The following is a 24,008-nucleotide window of genomic DNA, read 5'->3' as shown; positions in this document are numbered from 1 at the left end:
AAATCGGCGTTATTTATGTATGGTAGCAGGCCCATGGCTGCAATTATGTAATTTGCACCAGAATATTGATTATGAAGCAGAACAAGAAATTACAGGTTTGGCTCCCGCTGCTTTTTGCAGTTGTTATGGTGATAGGCATGGCATTGGGATATAAGCTGCGTGACAATACCCAGGCAGCCCGGAGTTTTTTCCAGTTTTCTGTAAAACGTTCTCCCATCCAGGAGGTGCTTGATCTTGTGATGTTAAAATATGTTGATAAAGTAGATACTGATACCCTTGGCAATGACGCTATCCAGAATATGCTTACACGTCTTGATCCCCATTCGAGTTATATTCCCGCTTCCGACCTTGGAGCCATTACGGAAGACCTGAAAGGAAATTTCCAGGGAATTGGGATCGAGTTCCAGATATTCAGGGATACAGTTAATGTATTAAATGTATTGCCGGGTGGTCCCAGTGAAAAAGCCGGACTTGCAGTAGGAGATAAATTCCTTTCAGTGGGAGATAGTGTTGTAACAGGAAACCAGACCACCGAATCGATCAAAAAACTGCTCCGTGGCCCTGCAGGATCGGAGGTTTCAACCACTATCCTTCGTGGAAGTGATCGCAAAACTTTCACCATTCAAAGAGGAACTATCCCCCTTCCTTCATTAGATGCTGCCTATCTTGCCGATTCTGCAACAGGCTATATCAGGCTGAGTAAATTCTCCGAAACAACATATGAAGAATTCATGACCGAACTGGAGAAGTTACAGGGTTTAGGTATGCATTCTCTCATTGTTGACCTTAGAGGAAACGGTGGCGGCATTTTATCGGAGGCAATCGATATTGCCGATGAGTTCCTTGATGGTGACAAACTGATCGTATATACAGAAGGGGTGAATACTCCCCGTCAGGAATACCGCTCACGCAGAAAAGGGCTTTTCGAAAAGGGAAAGCTGGCATTGCTGATGGATGAACAATCGGCCTCAGCAAGTGAGGTTCTTGCAGGCGCACTGCAGGACTGGGACCGTGCTGAAATTCTTGGCAGGCGTAGTTTCGGAAAAGGCCTGGTGCAGGAGCAATATGAATTAAGTGACGGATCGGCATTGCGTTTAACAGTAGCACGATATTATACTCCTTCAGGCAGAAGCATCCAGAAACCCTATGATAAAGGGGCGGATGCTTATGATAATGATATTATTGACAGGTACCAACATGGAGAATTGGTAAATGCCGACAGTAATAAAGTGTCTAATGGAAAGGCCTATAAAACCAATGGCGGAAAAACAGTGTACGGCGGGGGAGGTATCATGCCTGATCATTTTATAGCTGCCGATACTTCTATACTTTCGAGAAGCGTGAATGCTGTTTTTCGCAACAATACCCTCAGCAATTTCACCTACTTATATTATATCGGTCATCTGGACCAGATGAAGAGATTCACGGACGCCGCAAATTTTGCCGAAAGGTTCAATTGGACAGAGGCAGATTGGAACAGCTTTGTTTCTTTCGCCGCAAAGGACAGTATAACATTAAAAAACCTGCCCGAACTTGATAAGAGTTTTTTACAGGAACGGATGAAGGGATTGCTCGCCCGCTACCGCTGGCGCAATGAGGGATATTATCAGGTAGTAAATATGGAGGATGATGTGGTGATCAAAGCCCTTGAATTGCTTTGATAATTCTTACCGGGATCTGTAAAATAATAAAATGGGCGTCCAGTGATGGGCGCCCATTGAATTTCCGTCGATTTAAGGATAAGGTGTTATTCCTGGAAAAACCAGTTTATGCACCATTGGTAAAATTATCAAAGAGGGATTTCAACATTCTTGTCGAGCAATTCGCGTTTTTCGATCCTGTATGAACTAATAAGCCCAATTCCACCTCCAATACCTATAAAGGCGAACCATAGGGCTGGATTTTCATCGTCATGTAATACGTAGGTGGTTATAAAATAGGCCAGCGCAAGGCCAATACCAGCTCCCAGGAGCAATAAACCATTTTTTAGATTGCGGTAAGGGGCGGGACGATTGGCAAATTCTTTTGGATTCATACCTCTTTCGATCATCGCCATATTCTCCCTGCTTTTAATGTATACCAATCCGAAGATCATTGAAAACAGACCCAGTGGAACCAGGATTGGAATTAAAACTTCAGCACTTTGCATAAAACTTGATTTTTATTGTTATTTGTTTGTGTTTGTTCTATTCTATCAGACTACCTCATCCGGATTGAGGTTACAGGGCTGTAGAACTAATTTTTTTCTGGATAACCTGTATACCTGATTAGGACTACCATTTAGTATTTTTGGTTACAGAAGAACGGATTTTTCTTAAACAGGATGAAATCACCCACGGCTGTAACCTAAATACAACAGTCAGCGTCAAAGAACCAGGAATGCAAACCGGCCTTACAGATATAGAGATCATACAGCAGGTTCTGAAAGGAAATCAGTCTGTTTATGCCAGTTTGGTCAACAAATACCAGAACTACGTGTTCACGATCGTATTAAGATATATAAACAGCAGGGAGGACGCAGAGGAGGTGGCACAAGATGTTTTTGTAAAGGCATATCGAAGTTTAAGTGATTTCAGGGGAGAAAGTAAGTTTAGCACCTGGTTATATACTATTGCCACCACCAGTTGTATCACGTTCCTGAGAAAGAAGAAGCTGGATGTTCATTCACTTGACAACGAAAAAGTGATGGCACATGCAGAAAATATAGATGGCGGGATGCGGGCAAACCAGGTGGAACAGAAATCCAGGGTTACAATGGTTAACCAGGCAATTGCAATGCTATCACCCGACGATGCCCAGGTGATAACTTTATTTTACAAAGGCGAACAAAGTCTGGATGAGATCGCACAGGTTTTAGGGCAGGAAACAAATACGGTAAAAGTGAGGTTACATCGCGCCCGGCAAAGACTTAAAGAGAAAATGGAAAAACATTTCCGGGCTGAGGTCAGTGACCTTGCCATGTAAAAAAATTGAAATAACACAAAACAAATTATATGACCCCGCATCAGAATATTGAGTCCCAGATCTGGGAATACATCGACGGGTTGTCAACACCTGAAGAGCGGAAATTCATTGAGCAACTGCTGGCAACCAATGCTGAATGGAGGGCCAAATACCAGGAATTACTGGAATTCAATTCCAGCCTTGCTGATAATATTGAACTGGAGGAGCCTTCTATGCGGTTTTCACGCAACGTTATGGAAGCTATTGCCACCCACCAGATTGCACCGGCCGCAAAAACATATATCAATAAAAAGATCATATATGGAATCGCTGGCTTTCTTTTGTCATTGATCGCCGGATTCCTGATCTATGCTTTTGCCCAGATCGATTGGAGTTCAGCTTCAAGTAGTGGAAGCAGCAGTTTTGACCTAAGCAGGGTTGATATGAGCAAAGTGCTCAGCAATAACTATATCAATTCATTTATGATAATGAATGTGGTACTTGGCCTCATGTTGCTAGACCGCTATCTGGCCCAGCAACGCCGCGAATGGAAAAAAGGGGACTTGTAACTGCCTCCTGCCTTTGACCCTCATATTTATTTTGAACAATCGGTTGCATACCGTTGAATCAATAGTAAATATTAAGTTAGAGGCAGAATAGCAGACAAGAACAATTCCCAATGGCAAGATCTATTTTACCTGCATACCTTGAATATACGGAAGACCTCCAGTCAGAACCTTATGGTTCCGGACTTATTAATACGACCTGGAGAGTATATAATAAGGATTCAGCATATATACTTCAGAAAATTAATGCAGGTGTATTTAAAGATCCGGTGAAGATTGCCAGCAATGTGCGGATGATCTCTGATTATCTCCGTCATCATTATCCCGAATACCTTTTTGTTGATCCAATCAAAACACTGGAAAACAAGGATCTTGCATTCATGGAAGGCGATGGTTTCTACCGCCTCACTCCTTTCATTAAAGGATCTCATACAGAAGATGTGGTCTTAACTGCAGAGGTAGCATATGAAGCGGCAAAACAATTCGGCCGGTTCTCGGCTTTACTGGATGGATTTGATGCAAACAAACTATTTATTACCATTCCCGATTTCCATAACCTTCGTTTGAGGTATGATCAGTTCAAAACCTCAATAAAAGAGGGTAATCAGAAAAGGATCCTGAGGGCCGGAGACCAAATCGACTTTATTGCAGCGAATGAAACGATCGTGGATCAATTTGATGCCATCCTCCAAAACCCTGATTTCAGGATCAGGGTAATGCATCATGATACAAAGATCAGCAATGTACTGCTGGATGAAAAAAACAAAGGTATATGTGTAATAGACCTTGATACACTGATGCCAGGTTATTTCATCAGCGATGTTGGCGATATGCTGCGAACATATCTATCCCCTGCCAGTGAAGAAGAAACAGACTTTAGTAAAATATATATCCGCGAAGAAATTTTCGAAGCGATCGTTAAGGGCTACCTCGGTGAAATGAGATCCGTATTAAGCGATGCAGAGAAAACTTCTATCGTGTATGCCGGTAAGTTCATGATCTATATGCAGGCCATTCGATTCCTTACCGACTATTTCAACGATGATACATATTATGGTGCCCGGTACCCTGAACATAATTTCAACCGGGCAGCTAACCAGATCGATCTTCTAAGGAAACTGATGGAAAAGGAATCGATACTGGTTACGCTTCTTCAAAAATTCATTTAATAATAAAAGCCATATAAAATCAAGCAAAATGAGTTCAAATCGGCGAAACTTTTTAAGGAATATCACTCTGGGCACAAGTGCAATAGTAAGCGGACTTCCCGCTATTGCTGGCCAGAGCGATCCGGAATCTTCTACTGACAAGGGTCCTATTCAAGCTGAACAATCTCCATCATTTAATATGTGCGGATACGCAGCACCTAAGCTCGACAAAGTAAGGATCGGTTTTGTTGGTTTGGGTATGCGTGGGCCTGGAGCTGTAGAACGAATGAGCTTTATTGAAGGTGTTGAAATAAAAGCATTGTGTGATAAATATCCTGACCGGGTAAGTTCTGCGCAGAAGATCCTGGAAAAAGCAGGATTACCAAAAGCCAAAGAATACAGTGGTGATACTGGATGGAAATCGATGTGTGAAAGCAAGGACCTTGACTTAATATATATCACTACGCCCTGGGATCTGCATACACCTATTGCAGTTTATGCAATGAATAATGGTAAACATGCTGCAACAGAAGTACCGGCTGCAATGAGTATTGATGAATGCTGGGAACTGGTAGAAACATCTGAGCGGACCCGCAAGCATTGTATGATGCTCGAAAACTGTTGCTACGATTTTTTTGAACTGCTGACCTTGAATATGGCCCGGAATGGACTTTTCGGTGAGGTAGTGCATGCGGAAGGTGCCTACATTCATGACCTTGTATCTCTCAACTTCAATAAAAAAGGATATGCCGATATGTGGCGATTGAAGGAGAATATAAAACATAATGGAAGTCTTTATCCAACACATGGACTGGGACCAATTGCGCAGTGCATGAATATTAACAGGGGCGATCAGCTGGAACATCTCACATCCATGTCAACGAATGATTTTACCATGGCGGCAAAGGCAAAAGAACTAGCGGCTACTGATCCTTTTTTCAAACCTTACGAGAACCAGCGCTACCGTGGAAACATGAACACCACTTTGATCAGATCGGTAAAAGGAAAAACCATTATGGTTCAACATGATGTATCATCCCCGCGGCCCTATTCCAGGATTCACCTCGTGAGTGGAACAAAAGGAATTGCGAGCAAATGGCCTGACCCTGCTAGAATAGCCTTTGGGCACGGCTGGATCAAGGAAGCTGAATTCAAATCTCTGGAAGAAAAATACACGCCACCTATTGTAAAACATATAGGAGAGATCGCAAAAAGTGTAGGTGGACATGGGGGAATGGATTTTATTATGGATTGGAGATTGATTGACTGTCTCCGAAATGGCCTCCCGCTTGATCAGGATGTATATGATGCTGCACTATGGAGTTCCATTGTGCCATTATCAGAAATGTCAGTAAACAATAGATCAAGGACAGTAGAAATTCCTGACTTTACCAGGGGAAATTGGATTACAAATACTCCGGTAAACCTTAGCCTTGAAGGTGGAGCAACTACAACAGTCAGGAAAAATACTCAGGAAAAAGGGGGCAAACAACTTTAATAAGTTTGAATCTATAGAAGGTCATAGCTTTTGTTTCGACCTTCTATAGATTTTTATTTATCAGTTATATTATTGCTGCCGCGAGGCAAAAATTACTTCTAGAGCTCCTGCCAGATAAACAAGTGGTGCCTGCCAATTTATTGCGATTTCATTAGTTGCATAAGAACAGTCAATATCAGCAAAGCAATTCTCTGGGTCATGAAAAGAATAATTGCATTTATCCTGTTTACCTGGATTAGGTCCACCTGCTAACAATCCAGGTACCGGTTCGTCAATACCATCTGCAACGGATGGGCGATGGTGCGGAAATTTCGGATAGCGTGTTCCCATCCCTGTTACAAAATTATAACCAGTAGCATTTCTACCAATTAAATAATCGAGATTTGAAAGTGCTCCATCCAGATATTCACTTCTTTTATTGATGCGCCAGGCATTTAGCAGGAAAATAGATTGATTTGCAGCAACAGAGTTACTACCCCATATATAGTCTGATTTTGATTGACCCATTATGGTTGCAAATGCTTTGTTTCCACCATTCAAAATAAGGCTATCTGCTTTAGAAATAAATTGCTGTTTTAACGATGCAATAAAATCCTGTTGTACATAATCGTGGGTTGGTTGCCGTAGCAAACTATAATATCCCATTGCTGCAACACCATGCCAGGAAGGAATTTGAATTAGCTCCGGCTTATATTTCATAAGAGGCGATTCATATTTTTTATTCCTGGTTGTAATAAGTAATTCTGCTGAAGCCCAGAACCATTCGTCATTTAAAAACCGATCTCCATACTCTCCTGTACTAATCTGGGGTTTAAATTTTTCATTGATGACAGATTGCTTATAATACATTTCCGGTTGGAGGAGTGCCCAATCCCATGATGCAATAGCAGCTGTAATGCATGAATCAGAAAGTCCGGGTAATAGGCCACTGTACTTACTAAAAACTCTGGATGCTTGCGCCATAACAGCTGAAAAATTCAGGGCTGCAGCAGTACTCTTTTGAACCAGGAAGCGTGGGTCCTTAGTAACCCCTGGCATTACCATTCCATCAAATGAAGCATTGGTGCATTTGTGGTACACTCCACCATCGTGCGGGTCTTGCATCGTTAGCATCCAACGAAGGTTGTAGAGGATTTCGTTGAGTAGATCTGGAATATTGTCATTATTCTCGGGAATTGAGAACTTAAGTTTATTGAAGTGCTCTGGAAAATCTTCATACAATGAAAGCAATGTTCCCATTGTAATGCCTGAATTAACTATGTACTTATTGTAGTCTCCAGCATCATACCATCCGCCAGGTGACGATACAATGGTACCCGTAGGGCGCAATTTAGAGGCTGCTGATGCATGAATTTGTACGCTTGTGTCTGGGTGACCGGCAGACCTGGCCCATTTTCCGCCATATTGTTTTTCAATGGGGATATCAGAACGCTGATAATAAAAGCCTTTTAATGCTGCTTGTAATAAAGGAGCATGTACTTCATTGCTAATTGCAAAAGGATATGAATTTGCCTTATCTGGAATATGAAGAGCATAGGTACCTGGAATTCGAAAAGCAGAAAAATTAAGCTGTTGAGTAATTGCATTTGAATACACAGATGCAACTGGTGATCCCAATTTACCTTTAAATACAGTATCGCCATCTGCCTGATTCACCAGGTAAAAATCGTTGCCATTAATCTGGTGCTTATCATTAAACTGTAAAACAGCAATTTTAATTGCGTTTGGATAATACCCTATTTGATTTACTTGAATCGTAATATTTGAGTCTTGCGCATTTATACTAAATACAAATACAAAAAGTAAGACCAGAAAATATAAGAAATGCTTTGAGTTCATATAAGTTGATTAAATATACAATTCTAACCTTTGTATCATTTCCATACAGGCTCTTCCATTATGGTATGGACATTTCCATATACCAACTTTATCTTGACTGAGCAAGGGTTTATTGGATGCATCCATACCCCAAAACCATTCTCCATTTTTATAGTCGATGATATAATCTTTAATATAGGTCCAGTTTGCCATCATTGCATCAAGGTAGATTTCATCTTGGGATATTTGCCATGCATTAAAAAAGCCAATTAATGTTTCTGCTTGTGGCCACCAATGCTTTTCTTTTATCAAACCGCCATGTTCGGGGTCAAATTCGTACCAAAGTCCACCATCTACATCAATTGCACGCATAGCTGCGTTTGTCATTGCTAATGAAAGCGTTTTCCATTCTTCTGGAATATTATTATCATTAATAATGGCGGCACAATAAGGTACCAGCCAACTTGCTTCGATATCGTGGCCATAAGAAATTGCATCAGACCTGCTTTGCCAGTTTTGGCTAAAGAATAATTTCAGATGACCGGTGTCTTTATCTATAAAATAAGAAGAAAATAATTTAAGCAGGTTTTGAATATCACTTTTCAATGCTGGATCAGGCCAAATCAGAAATAGGTTTGAATAGGCTTCAAGCAAATGAAGATGTGTATTCATTGTTTTTGACTCATTGGCATCTTTCTGGCTGAGCCGAAGATCATCAAGCAAATTCCATTCCCGGTCAAATGCTTCCAGATACCCATTAAACACTGAGTCGCGGCTATGGACTTCCAGGAGCCGATACAATTCGATCCCCTTTATTAAAACGGATTTCTCTTTACAGCATTTGTACCATTCAGCAAATGCATAAATAACAAATGCAATAGCGTAAACCTGCTTTCGGGTGTCAAGTGGCTGTCCGGTGTTTGTTACTGACCAGTACACACCTCCATTTATGGGATCAATAAAAAAATGTTGTAAATAGTCATATGCTTTAGCAGCAATAAACTTATGATCATCCTTATTCGACTTTAGAAATGCGGCAGAAAATGTCCACAGAATTCTTGCATTTAAAACAACTCCCTTGGGAGCATTCTCGATAATAATATTGTTTTCATCAATTTTTCCAACAAAGCCACCGAATTGCGTATCAATAGACCTTTCCTGCCAGAATAAAAGAATCCTATCCAATTCAGTATTGAATTCATCTATTAGTTTCCTGAATACAATTTCATTCATAAGTTCATATAAGTTGCAATTCGTAAACTTCTGGATCCAACTTTTCAAGCTCCTTATTTTTACTAATGATGGCAGTGACAGTAGCAACAGACGATGCCGAGTTGTAACCATCAGGCGCTGTATGCATCAGGTAATCCAATAATTGAAGAACACTTGTTTCAGCTACATGCATTCTAGAGTCGGAGGATGCATAATATATATATATGCTACCATCATCATTAACCACCCAGCCATTGGAAAATAATACATTAGAAACATCTCCAATTCTCTCTTCTGCCTCGGGTGCCATAAAATAACCAGCTGGCTTATAAATTACCTTTGTAAGATCTTCCAGATCAGTCATAAAAAGATAGAGGACATAGCGTAAACCTGCTGCTGTATTCCGAACACCATGAGCAAGGTGAATCCATCCATGCCTGGTTTTGATTGGTGCAGGCCCCAATCCATTTTTAGCTTCATAGATGGTATGGTATACTTTTTTATCAATGACTGTTTCTTTTTGAATAACTGCATTAGTAATATCATCGCATAGACCAAAACCAATTCCACCGCCGCTTCCTGCTTCAATAAACCCATCCTGTGGTCTGGTATAGAAAGCATATTTCCCATCTACAAATTCAGGATGAAGAACAACATTTCTTTGCTGCGGGGAGGGTGTGATTAAGTCAGGAAGACGTTCCCAATTATCGAGATCATGGGTTCTTGCGATTCCACATTGAGCTATAGCTGCTGACTGGTCTGCTTCACCACTCTTTGGGTCGCGACGCTCGGTGCAAAACAGTCCGTATATCCATCCATCTTCATGTTCAACCAGCCTCATATCATAAACATTTGTATCGGGCTGATTTGTTTCCGGCATAGCTATCGGGAAATCTTTAAATACAAAGTGATCAACACCTGTTGAACTTTCTGCAATAGCAAAGAATGATTTACGGTCAACCCCTTCCACTCTTGCCACTAGATAATACTTTCCATCACGTTTAATTGCTCCTGCATTAAATACAGCATTGATGCCAAAACGCTCCATTAAAAATGGATTTGATCTCATATCAAAATCGTATCTCCAGTTCAGAGGTGTATGAGAAGGTGTGAGTACCGGGTAGCGAAAACGCCGATAAACTCCATTAAACTCTGATACAGGTTCATTCACTCGATTGATGAGCAGATTGTACTGCTGCTGCATCAGGTAAAGCCGGTTATAAAATTTGCTTCGCATCGCCGGAGGTTTTGTGATTAATTTTCAAGTTTGTTCCACCAGGTCTTTCTAAGAATCAAAACAATTATTGTAAGTATAATTACAGTAATCAACAGTGGCAGTTTTGCCCAGAGAACAATATACATAGGTAATATTGTTAAACAGCATTGAGCTATAATTCCGAGCACAACATTCACCATATCAAGCTTAAACCTTTTATTTCCTACAAACGTGGGATCATCAGATAAAACTTTTTCATGTATTGGCTTCCAGAAACCCCATGGACGCACTGTACGATAGAATGATTTCAAAACATCCTCATTGGTTGGAGGTGCTGAAAAAGTACCAATTATTGAGCCGAGGAGTGATACTAGAAAAAGGGCAGGCCAATAGTACAAGGGTAATCCATCAAAAATATAGGGGGCTATCATAGCAGAAGCTATTCCACTCATCATACCCCAGAAAAATCCATTCGCATTAAAGCGCCACCAGTACCACTTTAGCATATTAGCGGCTATATATCCCCCATAGAGCGCGCCTACAATCCACTGAAGAATACTATTTACATCTTTGGCAAAAAATCCCAGAATTATTCCAATAACAACAACCAAAATACCGACCAGGTAATTCACTGAAATGACTTTTCTGGTATTAGCGTCCGGATTAATATACTTGAGATAAATATCATTTACAATATAAGCTTGTGCTGCATTAAGTGTTCCTGAAAATGTTCCCATAAATGCTCCCAGCAAGCCAGTTATGACCAATCCAAGTATACCAGCAGGAAGAAAATTATTAATAGCTGCGGGGAGAATTTTTTCGAAATCGGTAGCTCCTGAAGCATTTGATAAATCAAGTTTATCATAGTACAATAGTGCAAGTACGGTTAAACCAATGACCATTGAATATCTAATAGGCAAAAGAATGATAGAAACAAATCCCGTCATTTTACTAGCTTCTTTCGGTGAACGGGTAGATAAAACTTTTTGCATATCGTAATTTGGCGCTGGTCCGGCCAAACTTGCGAATACTCCTTTAAAAAGCATCATCATAAAAAAGATGCCAAATAGTCCGAAGCCATCAGTTGCAATTTTTTCATTTGCGGCAGGAATAGTTTTACTCCAATCAAGATTTAAATTCCATCCGAAAAATGGGTTAGCCCAACCATCGGGGACAACCAACAGCTTACCATCGCCACCATGCAGGTGAATCATTGCAATGATGGCTATTGAAATGCAGGCAAGCGTCATTATCATATACTTAATGAAATCGCCCAATACTATACTATGCATCCCACCCAGTATAGAATAAAACATCGCAAAAAGTGTAAATATGATTCCGTAAAAATGGGGAAGAAAAGCCGGAGCAATATCAAATGGGATATAATCTTTCGCCATTTCCCAGGGAAGAAATATTTCGATGAATTTACCCAGGCCTATGAAACCATAAGCAAGAAATCCGAAGCAACTGATCAGGGCAAAAGCTACAACAACATTATGGGATTGCTTTACACCTCTTCCAGTTAATCCAAACCTGGTGGCCAGCCAACCAGCGCCGGTATCAGCATTAGATCTTCGTAACCATTTTGAAAGAAACATCATCATAAATACCTGGTTAAATACCGGCCATAACCAGGGTATCCAAATGCTCTTCAAGCCATAAACGAAACAGAGAGCGACCATCCACATGGTTCCACTGATATCAAACATATCAGAGGCATCACTTAAACCCAGCATATACCATGGCATAGATTTGCCACCCATAAGGTAACTCTGCTTATTCTGTTTGGCTTTTTTTCTAAACCAGAAACCAAGCAAAACCATTGTTGCCAGATACAACAGTATGATGCTCCAGTCGATCCATTCTAATTTCATAGATTCAAATAGGTGGTATTAAAAAATGGCATGGAAACCCAGATAGTGGAAACTATAGATTTCCTGCCATCAAACGACTGCGACTTACTGATATATTTTTGCTATTTCATTCTGTCATTAGAGAAAGGGCGACTATTTTGAAATAAGAATTTCATCAAAATAGAAAGTCTCATCCGCTCCATCAGGTCCTTGAATCCTGAATCCAAGTTGTTGCATAGGTGAGCCCGTAGCCCAAAGACCAAGTTGAGATAAAGGAATTTTATAGTATGTCCACACATTAGCGGGTACATTTACTTTATTATCCTCATCAAAATTACCAAATCCACCTTCTGCTTTATCACTGGTGATATACAGAGAATAATCTTTTGATGCACCTTTGATCCAGAAACTCATAAACTTATAATTGGGATCGCTGGCTACAGAAGGCCACCAGTTAACGAAATTGATAAGGTGCCAGTTTCCTGCAGCATATTTTTTACCTATGGAAGCTGAGCCAATTCTATATTCGGCAGTAGAAATAAAACCTGCATCACCCCATGAGCCATCTCCAAAATCAGGTCCGTAAGAATCTGTAAATATTTTCAAAGCTTTATCTACATTAATAAACTCATGGGTAGTAGTAATTGTTCCTGTGGCATTGGTTATATCTAATGATACTCTGTCCATTTCGGAAGCTGGCATTCTGATCACCAGCGATTTTCTGGAAGCACTAAGAATAGTAGCTTCATCTGTACTTCCCGTAAGAACAACTTTTGATACATCATCAAGATTATTTCCTGTTAAGGTTATTTCAGTATCCCCTGTAAAGCTATATGTACTGGCATCAGTAATTCCAGGGAATGCGAGAACCTTAAAAGGAACAGTTACAGACCTGCCGGCACTATTTGTCAGGATAATATTTTGGGGACCGCCAAAGGCTGTATCAGGCACTCTGAACACAATATTAGTTTCGGTGTTGAGTGTGGAATAAAACTGAGCAGGTACATTGTTATTATCAAAAACAATGCTTCGGATATCACCCAATCCTGTTCCATTAATTGTTACAACTTCTCCACCCGCAGCATTATCAGGCGTGATTGCAATTGCAACCGGAGTTCCTGCTTTTGCATCAGGCGTACCATCTTTATCCTTAATACAGGAAGAAAATGTTAGCGAGAGTGACAATAGCAGTAATGGCAGTATTGTCAACTTTTTGAACATTATATTTTTCATTTCAATTTTTTTATTGTCGGGTATTAATAGTATGGAACAGGGTCTTTAGCTAATTCAGGATCCTGTAATATTTCACCAGCCGGAATAGGCAGATACATATATTGTTCAGAAAATGTCACATACATTGGCACTTCATAGGTTCCTCTGTTTTGTGCTTCAATAATCTGTTTAGCTTTAGCAAAGCCCTGGCGTTGGATATCAAACCAAAAATCTCCCTCAAATGCAAATTCCACTCTGCGCTCTTTCAGAATATCTTCCATTGTGATTGATTCTTTTGCCATCAGGCCTGCTCTTGCTCTTACTTTATTGAAAGCCTGCAATGCACTGGCATCTGATGTTGATGCAGCATCACCCAATACGGCTTCCGCATAAATCAAAAGAACATCAGCATATCTGAGCATCATCGTATTTATACCAGTATTCATTCCGATAACTGTTTCACCACCGAATGCTTTACCAGGACCAACAACATATTTTGCGATATTGGAATGTGTTGTATTTTTCTGTCCACCCTGTCCAACCGGTTGCAGTGTATCGTATTTGTAGCCATTGGCCATAAATGCGTTATAAGTTGGGTCTGAGCCTTGTGGCTTCCAGGTTGGATGACTCCAGCCATGTTCCATCATAGAACCTTTGCGGCGAAGGTCACCAAATTCATAGGCATTCTTCATATCCATGGAGGGAATATAAAGTTCCCACATGGAGGCTTCTGATGTTTGCATGTTTGATGGTCCGCGATCTGGTTGCTTCTGACTTGCTGATCCCCATGGATTACCCGTGAGTTGGTGCTGTATTGAAAATAAAGACTCAATATTATTATTATTAGCACTTGTATTGAACATAGCACCGTAGTCAGGGAAAAGGTCATACTTTCCAGATGCTATTACCTCTTCTGCCTTTGCTTTCGCATTGGCATAATCTTTCTTATAGAGATACAATTTAGCCATCATTCCCTTTGCGGAATATTTGGTCAGCCGACCTTTAACAGGGTCTGATTCAGGCAGGCCCGTCTCTGCTAATTGCAACTCTTCTAAAGCAAACCTTAATACATCGTCTTTAAAGTAACGGGGAATATTGAAATTGCCACTTAGAGCAGCTCCCCCGGGGTCTGTTACAATAGGTGCATGCCCCCATATTCTTGCAATGTAGAAATAAACGGTACCTCTAAAGAAATGGCATTCTGCAATGGCCGGATCTATAAAAGATGCATTTCCACCATTTGCTTTTTTCTCTTCTAATGCCTTGATGTATTCACTTGTCCAACCTCCTATCTTATAAAACACTTTCCATGTATCTGCAATTCTAACAGAGGTTGATGCAAAAGTAAAATTGGAAAATGGAGGATCATCATTACCCCCGCTATATTCATTACCAGCCATAACATCACCAATGGCATCCATGGCGCGATTCTCAAATCCTGACCAAGGTAATCCATAAAGAGTACTGGTCAATCCTCTTACTTCTTCAGCAGTATTGTAATAATTTGAAAGGGTTGTTCCATCAAGGGATGGTCTGTCAATAAATGACTTGGAACAAGACCCCAGCATGGTCATTGGAACAAGCAACGCAGCTATTATTTTATTTTTCATTTCTATTCTTTTTTGTTGTGACAGGATAGTGTCAGAGTTCAATGTTAGCTCCGAATGTAAAGGAACGAGGGTTAGGGTAATGGCCCATATCTACATTCATCAAACGGATATTGTTATTGAATGCACCAACCTCAGGATCGTATCCGCTATAGTCTGAGAAAGTGTGTAAGTTTTGAACGGATAGATAGAAACGTACCGTATTGATTTTAACTTTGTTCAATAGTGCTTTTGGAAGACGATAGCCAAAAGTGAGGTTTTGAATACGCAGATAAGAACCATCTTCTACATACCTGTCAGACATATAAACATTATTGACATTGGTATTGGTAAAACGAGGCAAACTTCCATTGGTATTTGTTTCAGTATAGCGGTCTGTGACAGATCTCATTTGGTTGTAAAAGGCATTGTCCATTTTCTCTGTTTGCCAGCGCAGGAAATTGAAAATTTTTGCGCCATATGAACCTTGCAAGAATACAGATGCATCGAAATTGCCATAACTGAATGTATTGGTTAAACCGTAAGTGTATTTCGGAAGTGGGCTACCTATGAATGTTATATCACTAGCATCGATTTTGCCATCAGGCTTTCCATCAATACCACCTACATCACTAAATCTAACATCACCCAGCCAGGTACGTGAAGGATCCACGCCATATCCAAACTGTGACATACTATTATCCAGGTCAGACTGGGTGCGGAATAGACCGTCAGTAACCAACCCAAAGAAAGAACCAACTGCATAACCCGGTTGAGTGTACGTAATGGTGTAATTATCGTAGTAAACCCGGCCAGCAAGTCCAGCCGTAGAAGCCGACATTTTATCAAGCTTATTTTTAAAATGCGAGAAAATCAGATTGGTTTTCCAGGTAAAATTCTTTGTACTAATGTTGGTACTGTTGATACTCACATCAATACCAGTATTTGACATTTGTCCCAGGTTTCCGATAGGTGCTTTCAGATCATCCCATGAATCACCAACGCCAATCAGTCGTGGGCCTGTCAGGAAGATGAGCATATCTTTTGTTGTTTTGCGATAGGCATCAACAGTGAAATCAATCCTGTTAAACAGGCTGAAATCAACACCTATATTTTTTGTTTCAACTGACTCCCAGCTTAAGTTCGGATTGTAAATTCCATTCAGATAATTCGAGTTACCAAATCCAACCGGGCCAGGCCAGAAAGAAACAGCAGATGTATAAGGCGGGTTCTGCGCACCACTTGGAAGGTTCTGGTTTCCAACAGAACCATAACCAAGTCTGATCTTCATGTGCGTCAGTGTTTTCAGGAATGATTCTGCAAATTTTTCATTTGTAACTGTCCAGGCCACTGATGCCCCTGGGAAATAACCCCATTTTTTATTGGGACCAAAATTGGAAGATCCATCAGCTCTAAAGCTTACTGATAGTGAATAACGGTTATCAAATGCATAATTAGCACGACCGAACCAGGATTCCATTGCCCACTGGCCTTTTCCACCACCTAATTCCCAGGTTTGCTTATCACTGTTTCCAGCATTTAAATCAAGGATGTTATTCTGGAGATCAACTTTCTTTCCAGATATTCCTTCATAATAAGAATATTGTGCTTCATGACCGGCAGTAAGATTGATACTATGGCTTCCCAGGTATTTATTATAGTTGAGATAGTTTCTCAGGGCATAATAATAACTGTTTCCTCTGGAGTCAAACAACTGGCTCTGTAAACTGGTTCTACCGATATTCCCGGATTTCTGATAGGCTGTATTGTTATTAAGTCCAAGTGAATATGATACTTCATTACGGAGAGAAAAATCTTTCAGGAATTGCAGTTCGGCATAAATATTACCGAATACCTGTGAGCTTGTAGATTTGTTCCCTCTATAAAAACTCCTGGCAATTGGATTATCCTGTCCATATTGAAACCCACCTACAGTATTTCCCCCACCCCAGGTGCCATCGAGGTTTTTAACGGGTATGAGAGGGCTCTGGACGGCTCCCCACCAAATGGTTCCTTCAGCTGCATCAGCCAGGGTAACGTTTTGAACACTACGCGACGCGTTTGCACTAACACCAACTTTTGCCCATGGCTTTAATTGATGATCGAGGCTAAATCTTGTAGAATATCTTTCAAAATCAGAACCGATAAGAATACCTTTCTGATCAAAATAGTTCATCGATAAATAATAGGTTGTTTTATCCTTTCCACCAGAAAAACTCAACTGGTGATTCTGCACATTACCAGTCTGGAACATAGCATCCTGCCAGTCTGTACCCCTTCCCAAAACGCTGGGATCTTCAAATTCTGCTGATGGCTCTAAGCCAAGCAAAGGAGCGACTTCATTCTGGTATTGAGCAAACTCGCGAAGGTTCATCAAATCGAGCTTCCTGGTAACTTCAGATTGACCGTAATACACATCATAATTGATCTTTCCTTCTCCTGATTTTCCTTTCTTGGTAGTTATCAGGATTACTCCATTGGCAGCCTGCGAACCATAAATGGCTTGAGCCGAAGCATCTTTAAGGATATCAATTGATTCGATATCACCTGGATTTAATGTAGCCATTACACTGTTACCAGTTTGTCCGTCAGAGCCACCTAATCCGGCATAACCTGCACTGCTTCTTGTATTTGAGGGGAATATCACCCCATCAATTACAATGAGTGGGTCATTACTATTGATGGTGGTTACTCCTCTAACCTTAATGCTCACCCCACCACCAGGCTGTCCACTATTATTGGTAACGGTTACACCAGCCACTTTACCTTGTAAGGCCTGGTCTATTCCAGCAACCGGAAGGTCTTTAATGTCTTTGGCTTTGATAGAGGAAATAGATGATGAAACATCGGCTCTTCGAACCGTTCCATAACCCACAACTACTACTTCACTCATTTTTGAATCTGTCTGTTCGAGGGAAACAACCAGTGTTGATTTTCCGTCAATGGATACTTCCTGTGAAAGCATCCCAACATAGGAGAAAATAAGTATTTTGTCATTGTCGCTAACCGGTATTCTGAAGCTGCCTTTGGCATCGGTGCTCACGCCGGCGGACTTCCCCTTCACGTTTACGCTAACTCCAGGCAACAACATCCCGGTATTGTCTGAAACAACCCCGGTAATAATCCTCTGCTGCGCCATAGAAATTAGGAAGGAGAAAAAACATAACAGGGTCGTAAACACCCCTGCTGGTAGGTATTTCTTCATAATGGCAATTAGTTTCACCAAATCTAATATTCATTTGCACTTTTTTTTAATACTATATTATCATACACTTGTATTATTATTTTATTCTTACATGATAATTTTACAAAGTCGGCATTTAATTTATTCAATATCAAGGCAATAATTAATTCACATTAATGTATAAACACTAATACTATTCCTAATCAACATGATTCCAAACAGAGATACAATTATGCGTGAAATCACACCGCTTACACAAAGTGATTGCTTTACGCTTTTCAGTCGTGTGAAGTCAGATTTTGATTTTCCCTTGCATATCCATGAAGAATTTGAATTGAATTTTATTCAAAATGCAAAAGGAGCGCGCCGGGTAATTGGTGACCATATGGATCTTATTGATGAATGGGAACTTGTATTGGTTGGTTCTAATCTTCAACACGGTTGGTTTACCCATCATTGCACGAGTAAAGAAATCAAAGAAGTGACAATTCAGTTCCACAAAGACCTGCTGGATGAAAAGATGTTACGACGCAACCAACTTAGTTTTATAAGAGTTATGTTAGAAAAATCAGCAAGAGGAATTCTTTTCTCTGCTGAAACAACCCATCAGCTTGCTCCCCGAATACTAAACCTAAACAAGAAGCATGGTTTTGACTCCGTTTTGGAATTGTTTTCAATACTGCACGATTTATCAACTTCCAGAAATATGCGCATCCTGACAGATGCCAGTTTTAATAATATCGAACATTTCACTTACAATAGCCGAAGAATTGAGAAAGCGCTTGAATTCATGAATACCAATTTTGACAAAGCGGTTTCATTGGCAGATACTGCCAGGCTTGTGAATATGTCAGAAGTAGCTTTTAGCAGATTTTTCAAAACAAGAACCGGAATTAATTTCATTGATAGTCTGATAGAAATAAGACTTGGCCATGCTACCCGAATGCTTATTGATACCACCCAATCTATAGGAGAAATTGCGTATCGGTGTGGCTTCAATAATATGTCAAATTTTAATCGTGTTTTCAAGAAAAAAAAGCAATGCACCCCAAAAGAATTTCGGGAAAATTACAATGCTGCAGGGGCAGGCACCAGGGTATTTATCTAAAGCTTTTTACCTTAAAGTGGAAATAGCGATTTATCAATACCTGGAATAATTCTGATCGCGTTTTTATAATAGATCTTTTTCAACACCTCATCACTCAAACCCATTCCGTACATACCCCAGAAGGCATGGTATTTTTTGTGGTAAGGAAAATATTCATCTTCTGTTTCCAGCACTCTGAAATAAGTTGCATATTCAGATGGCACCCAGCTATCCTTACCAAATAGTATCCTGTCCTGGAATTTATTAAAGAAGTATTTAGCGGCCCGTGGCTGACGGCCCAGCTCAGCAATAACAGCTCCAAATTCCACTACTACATTAGGCATTGCCGTTAGTATGCTATCAAGTTTACCAAGGTTATTAGGATACCAACCAAAGTGGGCGGCAATAAACGTTGTTCGGAAATGCTTGCGGAAAACCCTATGCTGCTCATCAATGAGTTGTTGCCAGCTATATTCTTCATTTTTTTGCTGCCGGCGGGGATGCGTTTTTAATTCCAATAATCTTTCATTGTTATTATCCATACTATCCCAGAATGGAGCGGGATCAGCTGTATGTATCAGCACTGGTATGCGAAGATCAGCACATGCTTCCCATATCGGGGCAAGCCGGGGATCGTCCACCCCAACCCGCTTGCCATCAGGATCCTTCACAGAAAAACCAAGGTTCTTAAAAATTTTAAGCCCGCTTGCGCCATTCTTTACATCATTCACCAATTGCTTGACGGTGAATTCTGTCCAGCCGGTTTTTCCAAAGCCCGAAAAATCAATATTGGCAAAAACCAGGAATCGCTTCGAATTGGCTGATTTAATATTGCCTATTTTTTTCTCGAGTGAATTACCGGTTCCTCCGCTAAGATTTACCATCACCTGCATATTCAGCTTGTCCATCTCTGAGAGAAGGGGATCGAGACTTCCCGAATCCATGCCCCGCTGATGATTATGAACATCTATGAAAGGAAATTTAGCCCTGGCAACCGGATTCTCCTTCACTACCAGGGTAGAAACAGGATTATACTGTTCAAAATCAATAGGGCCTTGTTGTGCCTGAGATATAGTAGTTAACAACAGGCAGGCGGAGAGCAGTTTACTCAACATAATGAAAGCTTTTGGCTTAACCATTCTTATCTTGCAGTTTAATTAAAACCCGAATATACAGTATGGCAGGCGGAAGAAGAAGAGGCAGCGGCAGTAATGATAAAGATGATAGCCCCAAAGCAAAGATCAATAAGGAAAATATCCGCCAGGCCATGGTGCTCTTCAATTATCTCAGGCCATATAAAGGAAAATTCATCCTAAGCCTGGTATTTATTGCCCTTTCAGCATTCACTACCAGCCTGTTCCCTCTATTTCTTGGCAAAATGATAGATGCTGCAGCACCGGGAACAACAACTGTTCCTGCTGCCGGATCAAGTTCTATGATGCCTTTCGGTGAGCAATTAAGAAATCTTAACTGGGACCTTAACACAACGCTTCTTCTCATCTTTATACAACTCGGCTTCCAAATGCTCTTCTCCTATATGCGCGTTTACCTCTTAACCGAAGTTGGCGAGCGTTCTCTTGCCGGCATGCGTAAGGATGTTTACAGTAAGTTGCTTACTATGCCTATGAGTTATTTCTCTGAGAAAAGAGTAGGTGAACTCAGCAATAGGATATCCTCCGACCTCTCTCAGATCCAGGACGCAATATCATTTACATTGGCAGAATTTCTGAGAGGGATATTCACGCTGGTGATAGGACTGGTATTTATTTTCTGGATCAGTACCAAGCTTGCTCTGGTGATGCTTGCAGTAGTTCCACTGATAGCCATATTGGCAGTATTATTTGGCAAGCGTATCCGAAAAATGGCCAGGAGAGCGCAGGACCAGCTTGCAGAAAGTGGCACTATAGTGCAGGAAACTTTTCAGGGTATCACTGTCGTGAAAGCCTTTACCAGCGAGTATCATGAAATTTCGCGTTATGTTAAAAGCATTTCTGCCGTTGTAGACACAGCAATCAGCAATGCCCGTTACCGGGGAGCCTTTATTTCCTTTATGATATTCAGTGTATTTGGCGCCATCGCTTTTGTGATGTGGTATGGTGTCAATATGATCAGAAGCGGCGAATTAAGCCTTGGCTCACTTACTATGTTCGTAATCTTCTCCATGTTTGTGGGGGGAACCTTTGCCGGTTTTGCCGATATCTTCTCGCAGCTTCAGAAAACCCTGGGCGCAACAGAAAGCATCCGTGAGATCCTGCGCAGTGAGGGTGAACCTGTTTCGCTGGAAGACGCAGGAGCACCTGAACATATTCTTCATGGGAATGTTCGTTTTGATCATGTGGCTTTCAGTTATCCCGGCCGCAAAGACATTTCGGTTTTGAAGGACCTTAATCTTTCTGTAGCCAAAGGCCAGCAGATAGCTATTGTAGGACCCAGTGGCGCCGGCAAAACTACAATTGCTTCCCTCCTTTTGCAGTTCTATAAACCCAACGCAGGCGTACTTTATTTTGATGATAAACCCGCTGATCAATATCCCCTTACTCAATTAAGACAGCAGATGGCTTTTGTTCCTCAGGAGGTTTTGCTATTTGGTGGTAGCATCCGCGAAAATATTGGGTATGGCAAACCTGGGGCTACTGATGAAGAGATCCGTGAAGCAGCTGAACGCGCCAATGCACATGAATTCATCTCCCGGTTTCCGGAAACATACGAAACAATCGTGGGCGAAAGAGGCATCAAATTAAGCGGTGGCCAGCGGCAGCGGATAGCCATCGCCCGCGCTATCCTGAAAGATCCTGCCATCCTCATCCTTGATGAGGCTACATCGTCTCTCGATAGTGAAAGTGAGCAGCTGGTGCAGGAAGCGCTTGAAAACCTGATGAAAGGCCGCACATCCTTTGTGATCGCCCATCGGCTATCTACCATCCGCAATGCAGACAGGATCGTGGTGCTAGATAAAGGCCGAATCAGTGAAAGCGGTACCCACCAGGAGCTGATGCTCCAAAATGGCCTCTATCGTAAGTTAAATGAGATGCAGTTTGAATTCGGCGTTGAAACACAGTCGTTGTAGAATTTATTCCCCAGTAAAAAAGGGATTTAACATAATTCACGCATTATATTGATGGCAGGGCTTTGGCAATAGGGGTCTAACCAAGCAGGCCAAATAATGTCATTAACCCAACACCTAAATTTCAGGAATACCCTAATTGCCATGGGCGAACAGGGAATCTTCCTTCGATCCTTTTTCAGGAATCTCCTACGAGAAGAGTTCGAATTTGAAGAATTCGCCCGCCAGTCATATACCATCGGTTTCCGGTCTATAGGTATTTGCGCCTTAACAGGTTTTATTCTCGGTATAGTTTTAACACTTCAATCCCAGCCTACACTAAAAGAATTCGGAGCAGAGAGTTATATACCGAGTATGGTATCCGTTTCTATCATTCGGGAGATAGGTCCGGTGATCATTGCCCTTATTTGTGCTGGAAAGATCGCCTCCAGTATTGGTGCAGAACTCGGAAGCATGAATGTAACCGAGCAAATTGATGCCATGGAAGTATCCGGTGCAAATCCTGTTAGCTTTCTTGTGGTGCCACGAATACTTGCCTGCACATTAATGATTCCGCTACTTACCATTTTTGCTGATGCAATGGCATTGGTAGGCGGATTTACCGCCGCTGCGCTCTCCGGCGATATGACCATCAAATTATATTTTACCAAGGCCATTTCAAGTCTTGCTTTTTCTGATGTTTTCCCCGCATTTATCAAATCAATCATGTTCGGTTTTAGTATTGGTTTTGTGGGATGCTTTATAGGATTTAATTCTAATAAAGGAACAGAGAGCGTAGGACTGGCAGCAAATTCATCAGTTGTTACAGCATCAATCTGGATAATAGTAATTGATGCCATAGTGGTACAGGTCACCAACTCATTAATATACTCCTAAGCCATGAACCAGGAAGCGATCATAGAAATAAAAGGACTCAAAAAAAGTTTCAACGGTAAGGAGGTATTAAAGAATATCAACTTAACCGTCAGGAAAGGAGAGAATGTGGTAGTGCTGGGAAAATCCGGGCAAGGCAAATCAGTAACCATAAAATGCATAGCCGGACTGCTCGACCAGGATGAAGGCGACTGCCTAGTGTTTGGCAGGGAGGTAAAAGAGATGGATGATCAGGAACTAAAGGGGCTAAGAAGCAAACTCGGATTTCTATTCCAGGGAGCTGCGCTTTACGATAGTATGACGGTAAGGGAGAATCTTGCTTTTCCCCTTAAGAAGGTTTTGAAAATAAAAGACAGAAAAGAGATAAGGGAACGCTCTCTTGAAGTGCTAGAAGCGGTTGGATTAGCAGATGCTATTGATAAGATGCCTTCTGACCTTAGTGGGGGAATGCGCAAAAGGCTTGGACTGGCTCGTACACTAATAGTTAGGCCCGAAATAATGTTGTATGATGAGCCCACAACCGGTTTGGATACAATCACCTCCAAAGAGATCAGTTACCTGATGTTAGAAATGCAGAAAAGATATAAGACCACATCATTGATCATCACCCATGATATCCCCTGTGCTGAACTGACTGCCGACCGGATCCTGGTTTTGAATGAAGGAGAGATCATTGCTGAAGGAACTTATGATGAACTCTACCATTCAGATGATGAATTTATAAGATCATTTTTTAAATAATTAAGTG

The 24,008-nt window shown here is 41.1% G+C and carries 18 protein-coding genes; 9 read left to right on the top strand and 9 right to left on the bottom strand.

Going from position 1 to position 24,008, the window contains the following annotated elements:
• Nucleotides 1–71 precede the first annotated feature (71 nt).
• Complete coding sequence (locus HY58_RS03715; protein ID WP_039128243.1) at nt 72–1,661, top strand: S41 family peptidase; 1,590 nt, start codon at nt 72–74, stop codon at nt 1,659–1,661.
• Nucleotides 1,662–1,789: 128 nt separating this feature from the next.
• On the opposite strand, the gene HY58_RS03710 is transcribed toward HY58_RS03715, so the two are convergent.
• Nucleotides 1,790–2,149 carry a DUF6249 domain-containing protein gene (locus HY58_RS03710; RefSeq protein ID WP_039128239.1) on the bottom strand — a complete coding sequence of 120 codons (360 nt, stop codon included), beginning with the start codon at nt 2,147–2,149 and terminating at the stop codon, nt 1,790–1,792.
• A gap of 230 nt (nt 2,150–2,379) precedes the next feature.
• Between HY58_RS03710 and HY58_RS03705 the strand changes: the two genes are divergently transcribed.
• The 4 genes from HY58_RS03705 to HY58_RS03690 all read left to right on the top strand — a co-directional run bounded on the left by HY58_RS03705 (nt 2,380) and on the right by HY58_RS03690 (nt 6,155).
• On the top strand, nt 2,380–2,964 hold the full coding sequence (locus HY58_RS03705) for an RNA polymerase sigma factor (protein WP_039129590.1): 585 nt from the start codon (nt 2,380–2,382) through the stop codon (nt 2,962–2,964).
• A 29-nt stretch (nt 2,965–2,993) separates the two neighbouring features.
• Nucleotides 2,994–3,512, top strand: coding sequence for an anti-sigma factor (locus HY58_RS03700; RefSeq protein WP_039128237.1), 519 nt, complete (start codon nt 2,994–2,996; stop codon nt 3,510–3,512).
• Nucleotides 3,513–3,622: 110 nt separating this feature from the next.
• Nucleotides 3,623–4,678: a phosphotransferase enzyme family protein gene (locus HY58_RS03695; RefSeq protein WP_039128233.1), complete on the top strand. Its 1,056-nt coding sequence runs from the start codon at nt 3,623–3,625 to the stop codon at nt 4,676–4,678.
• Between the two features lie 28 nt (nt 4,679–4,706).
• Entirely contained in the window at nt 4,707–6,155 is a 1,449-nt protein-coding gene (locus tag HY58_RS03690; RefSeq protein ID WP_039128230.1) for a Gfo/Idh/MocA family protein, read from the top strand.
• Nucleotides 6,156–6,224: 69 nt separating this feature from the next.
• Here the strand turns inward: HY58_RS03690 and HY58_RS03685 are convergent, their stop codons facing one another.
• The 7 genes from HY58_RS03685 to HY58_RS03655 all read right to left on the bottom strand — a co-directional run bounded on the left by HY58_RS03685 (nt 6,225) and on the right by HY58_RS03655 (nt 18,257).
• Nucleotides 6,225–7,994, bottom strand: a complete 1,770-nt coding sequence (locus tag HY58_RS03685; RefSeq protein ID WP_039128227.1) for a glycoside hydrolase family 9 protein — start codon at nt 7,992–7,994, stop codon at nt 6,225–6,227.
• Between the two features lie 9 nt (nt 7,995–8,003).
• On the bottom strand, nt 8,004–9,206 hold the full coding sequence (locus HY58_RS03680; RefSeq protein ID WP_039128224.1) for an AGE family epimerase/isomerase: 1,203 nt from the start codon (nt 9,204–9,206) through the stop codon (nt 8,004–8,006).
• 4 nt (nt 9,207–9,210) lie between these two features.
• Nucleotides 9,211–10,422, bottom strand: a complete 1,212-nt coding sequence (locus tag HY58_RS03675; RefSeq protein ID WP_039128222.1) for a glycosidase — start codon at nt 10,420–10,422, stop codon at nt 9,211–9,213.
• 17 nt (nt 10,423–10,439) lie between these two features.
• On the bottom strand, nt 10,440–12,275 hold the full coding sequence (locus HY58_RS03670; protein ID WP_039128219.1) for a sodium:solute symporter family protein: 1,836 nt from the start codon (nt 12,273–12,275) through the stop codon (nt 10,440–10,442).
• 132 nt (nt 12,276–12,407) lie between these two features.
• Complete coding sequence (locus tag HY58_RS03665) at nt 12,408–13,487, bottom strand: IPT/TIG domain-containing protein (RefSeq protein ID WP_039128216.1); 1,080 nt, start codon at nt 13,485–13,487, stop codon at nt 12,408–12,410.
• A gap of 23 nt (nt 13,488–13,510) precedes the next feature.
• Nucleotides 13,511–15,076 carry a RagB/SusD family nutrient uptake outer membrane protein gene (locus tag HY58_RS03660; protein ID WP_039128213.1) on the bottom strand — a complete coding sequence of 522 codons (1,566 nt, stop codon included), beginning with the start codon at nt 15,074–15,076 and terminating at the stop codon, nt 13,511–13,513.
• Nucleotides 15,077–15,107: 31 nt separating this feature from the next.
• On the bottom strand, nt 15,108–18,257 hold the full coding sequence (locus HY58_RS03655) for a TonB-dependent receptor (RefSeq protein ID WP_039128210.1): 3,150 nt from the start codon (nt 18,255–18,257) through the stop codon (nt 15,108–15,110).
• A gap of 211 nt (nt 18,258–18,468) precedes the next feature.
• Between HY58_RS03655 and HY58_RS03650 the strand changes: the two genes are divergently transcribed.
• On the top strand, nt 18,469–19,344 hold the full coding sequence (locus HY58_RS03650; protein ID WP_253271498.1) for an AraC family transcriptional regulator: 876 nt from the start codon (nt 18,469–18,471) through the stop codon (nt 19,342–19,344).
• An 11-nt stretch (nt 19,345–19,355) separates the two neighbouring features.
• On the opposite strand, the gene HY58_RS03645 is transcribed toward HY58_RS03650, so the two are convergent.
• On the bottom strand, nt 19,356–20,438 hold the full coding sequence (locus HY58_RS03645) for an amidohydrolase family protein (RefSeq protein ID WP_039129589.1): 1,083 nt from the start codon (nt 20,436–20,438) through the stop codon (nt 19,356–19,358).
• A gap of 62 nt (nt 20,439–20,500) precedes the next feature.
• Here HY58_RS03645 and HY58_RS03640 point away from each other — a divergent pair, with 62 nt between their 5' ends.
• The 3 genes from HY58_RS03640 (at nt 20,501) to HY58_RS03630 (ending at nt 24,001) form a co-directional block, all read left to right on the top strand.
• The gene (locus tag HY58_RS03640) at nt 20,501–22,390 is read left to right on the top strand and encodes an ABC transporter ATP-binding protein (RefSeq protein WP_039128203.1); all 1,890 of its coding nucleotides are present in this window, start codon (nt 20,501–20,503) and stop codon (nt 22,388–22,390) included.
• Nucleotides 22,391–22,486: 96 nt separating this feature from the next.
• Nucleotides 22,487–23,263, top strand: a complete 777-nt coding sequence (locus tag HY58_RS03635) for an ABC transporter permease (protein WP_039128199.1) — start codon at nt 22,487–22,489, stop codon at nt 23,261–23,263.
• Nucleotides 23,264–23,266: 3 nt separating this feature from the next.
• The gene (locus HY58_RS03630; RefSeq protein WP_039128197.1) at nt 23,267–24,001 is read left to right on the top strand and encodes an ABC transporter ATP-binding protein; all 735 of its coding nucleotides are present in this window, start codon (nt 23,267–23,269) and stop codon (nt 23,999–24,001) included.
• Nucleotides 24,002–24,008: the final 7 nt, after the last annotated feature.

This window comes from Flavihumibacter sp. ZG627 (genome assembly GCF_000814325.1).
GTDB lineage: Bacteria > Bacteroidota > Bacteroidia > Chitinophagales > Chitinophagaceae > Flavihumibacter.
Note: the sequence above shows the minus strand (reverse complement) of the source record. Positions and strands in the feature narration are given on the sequence as shown.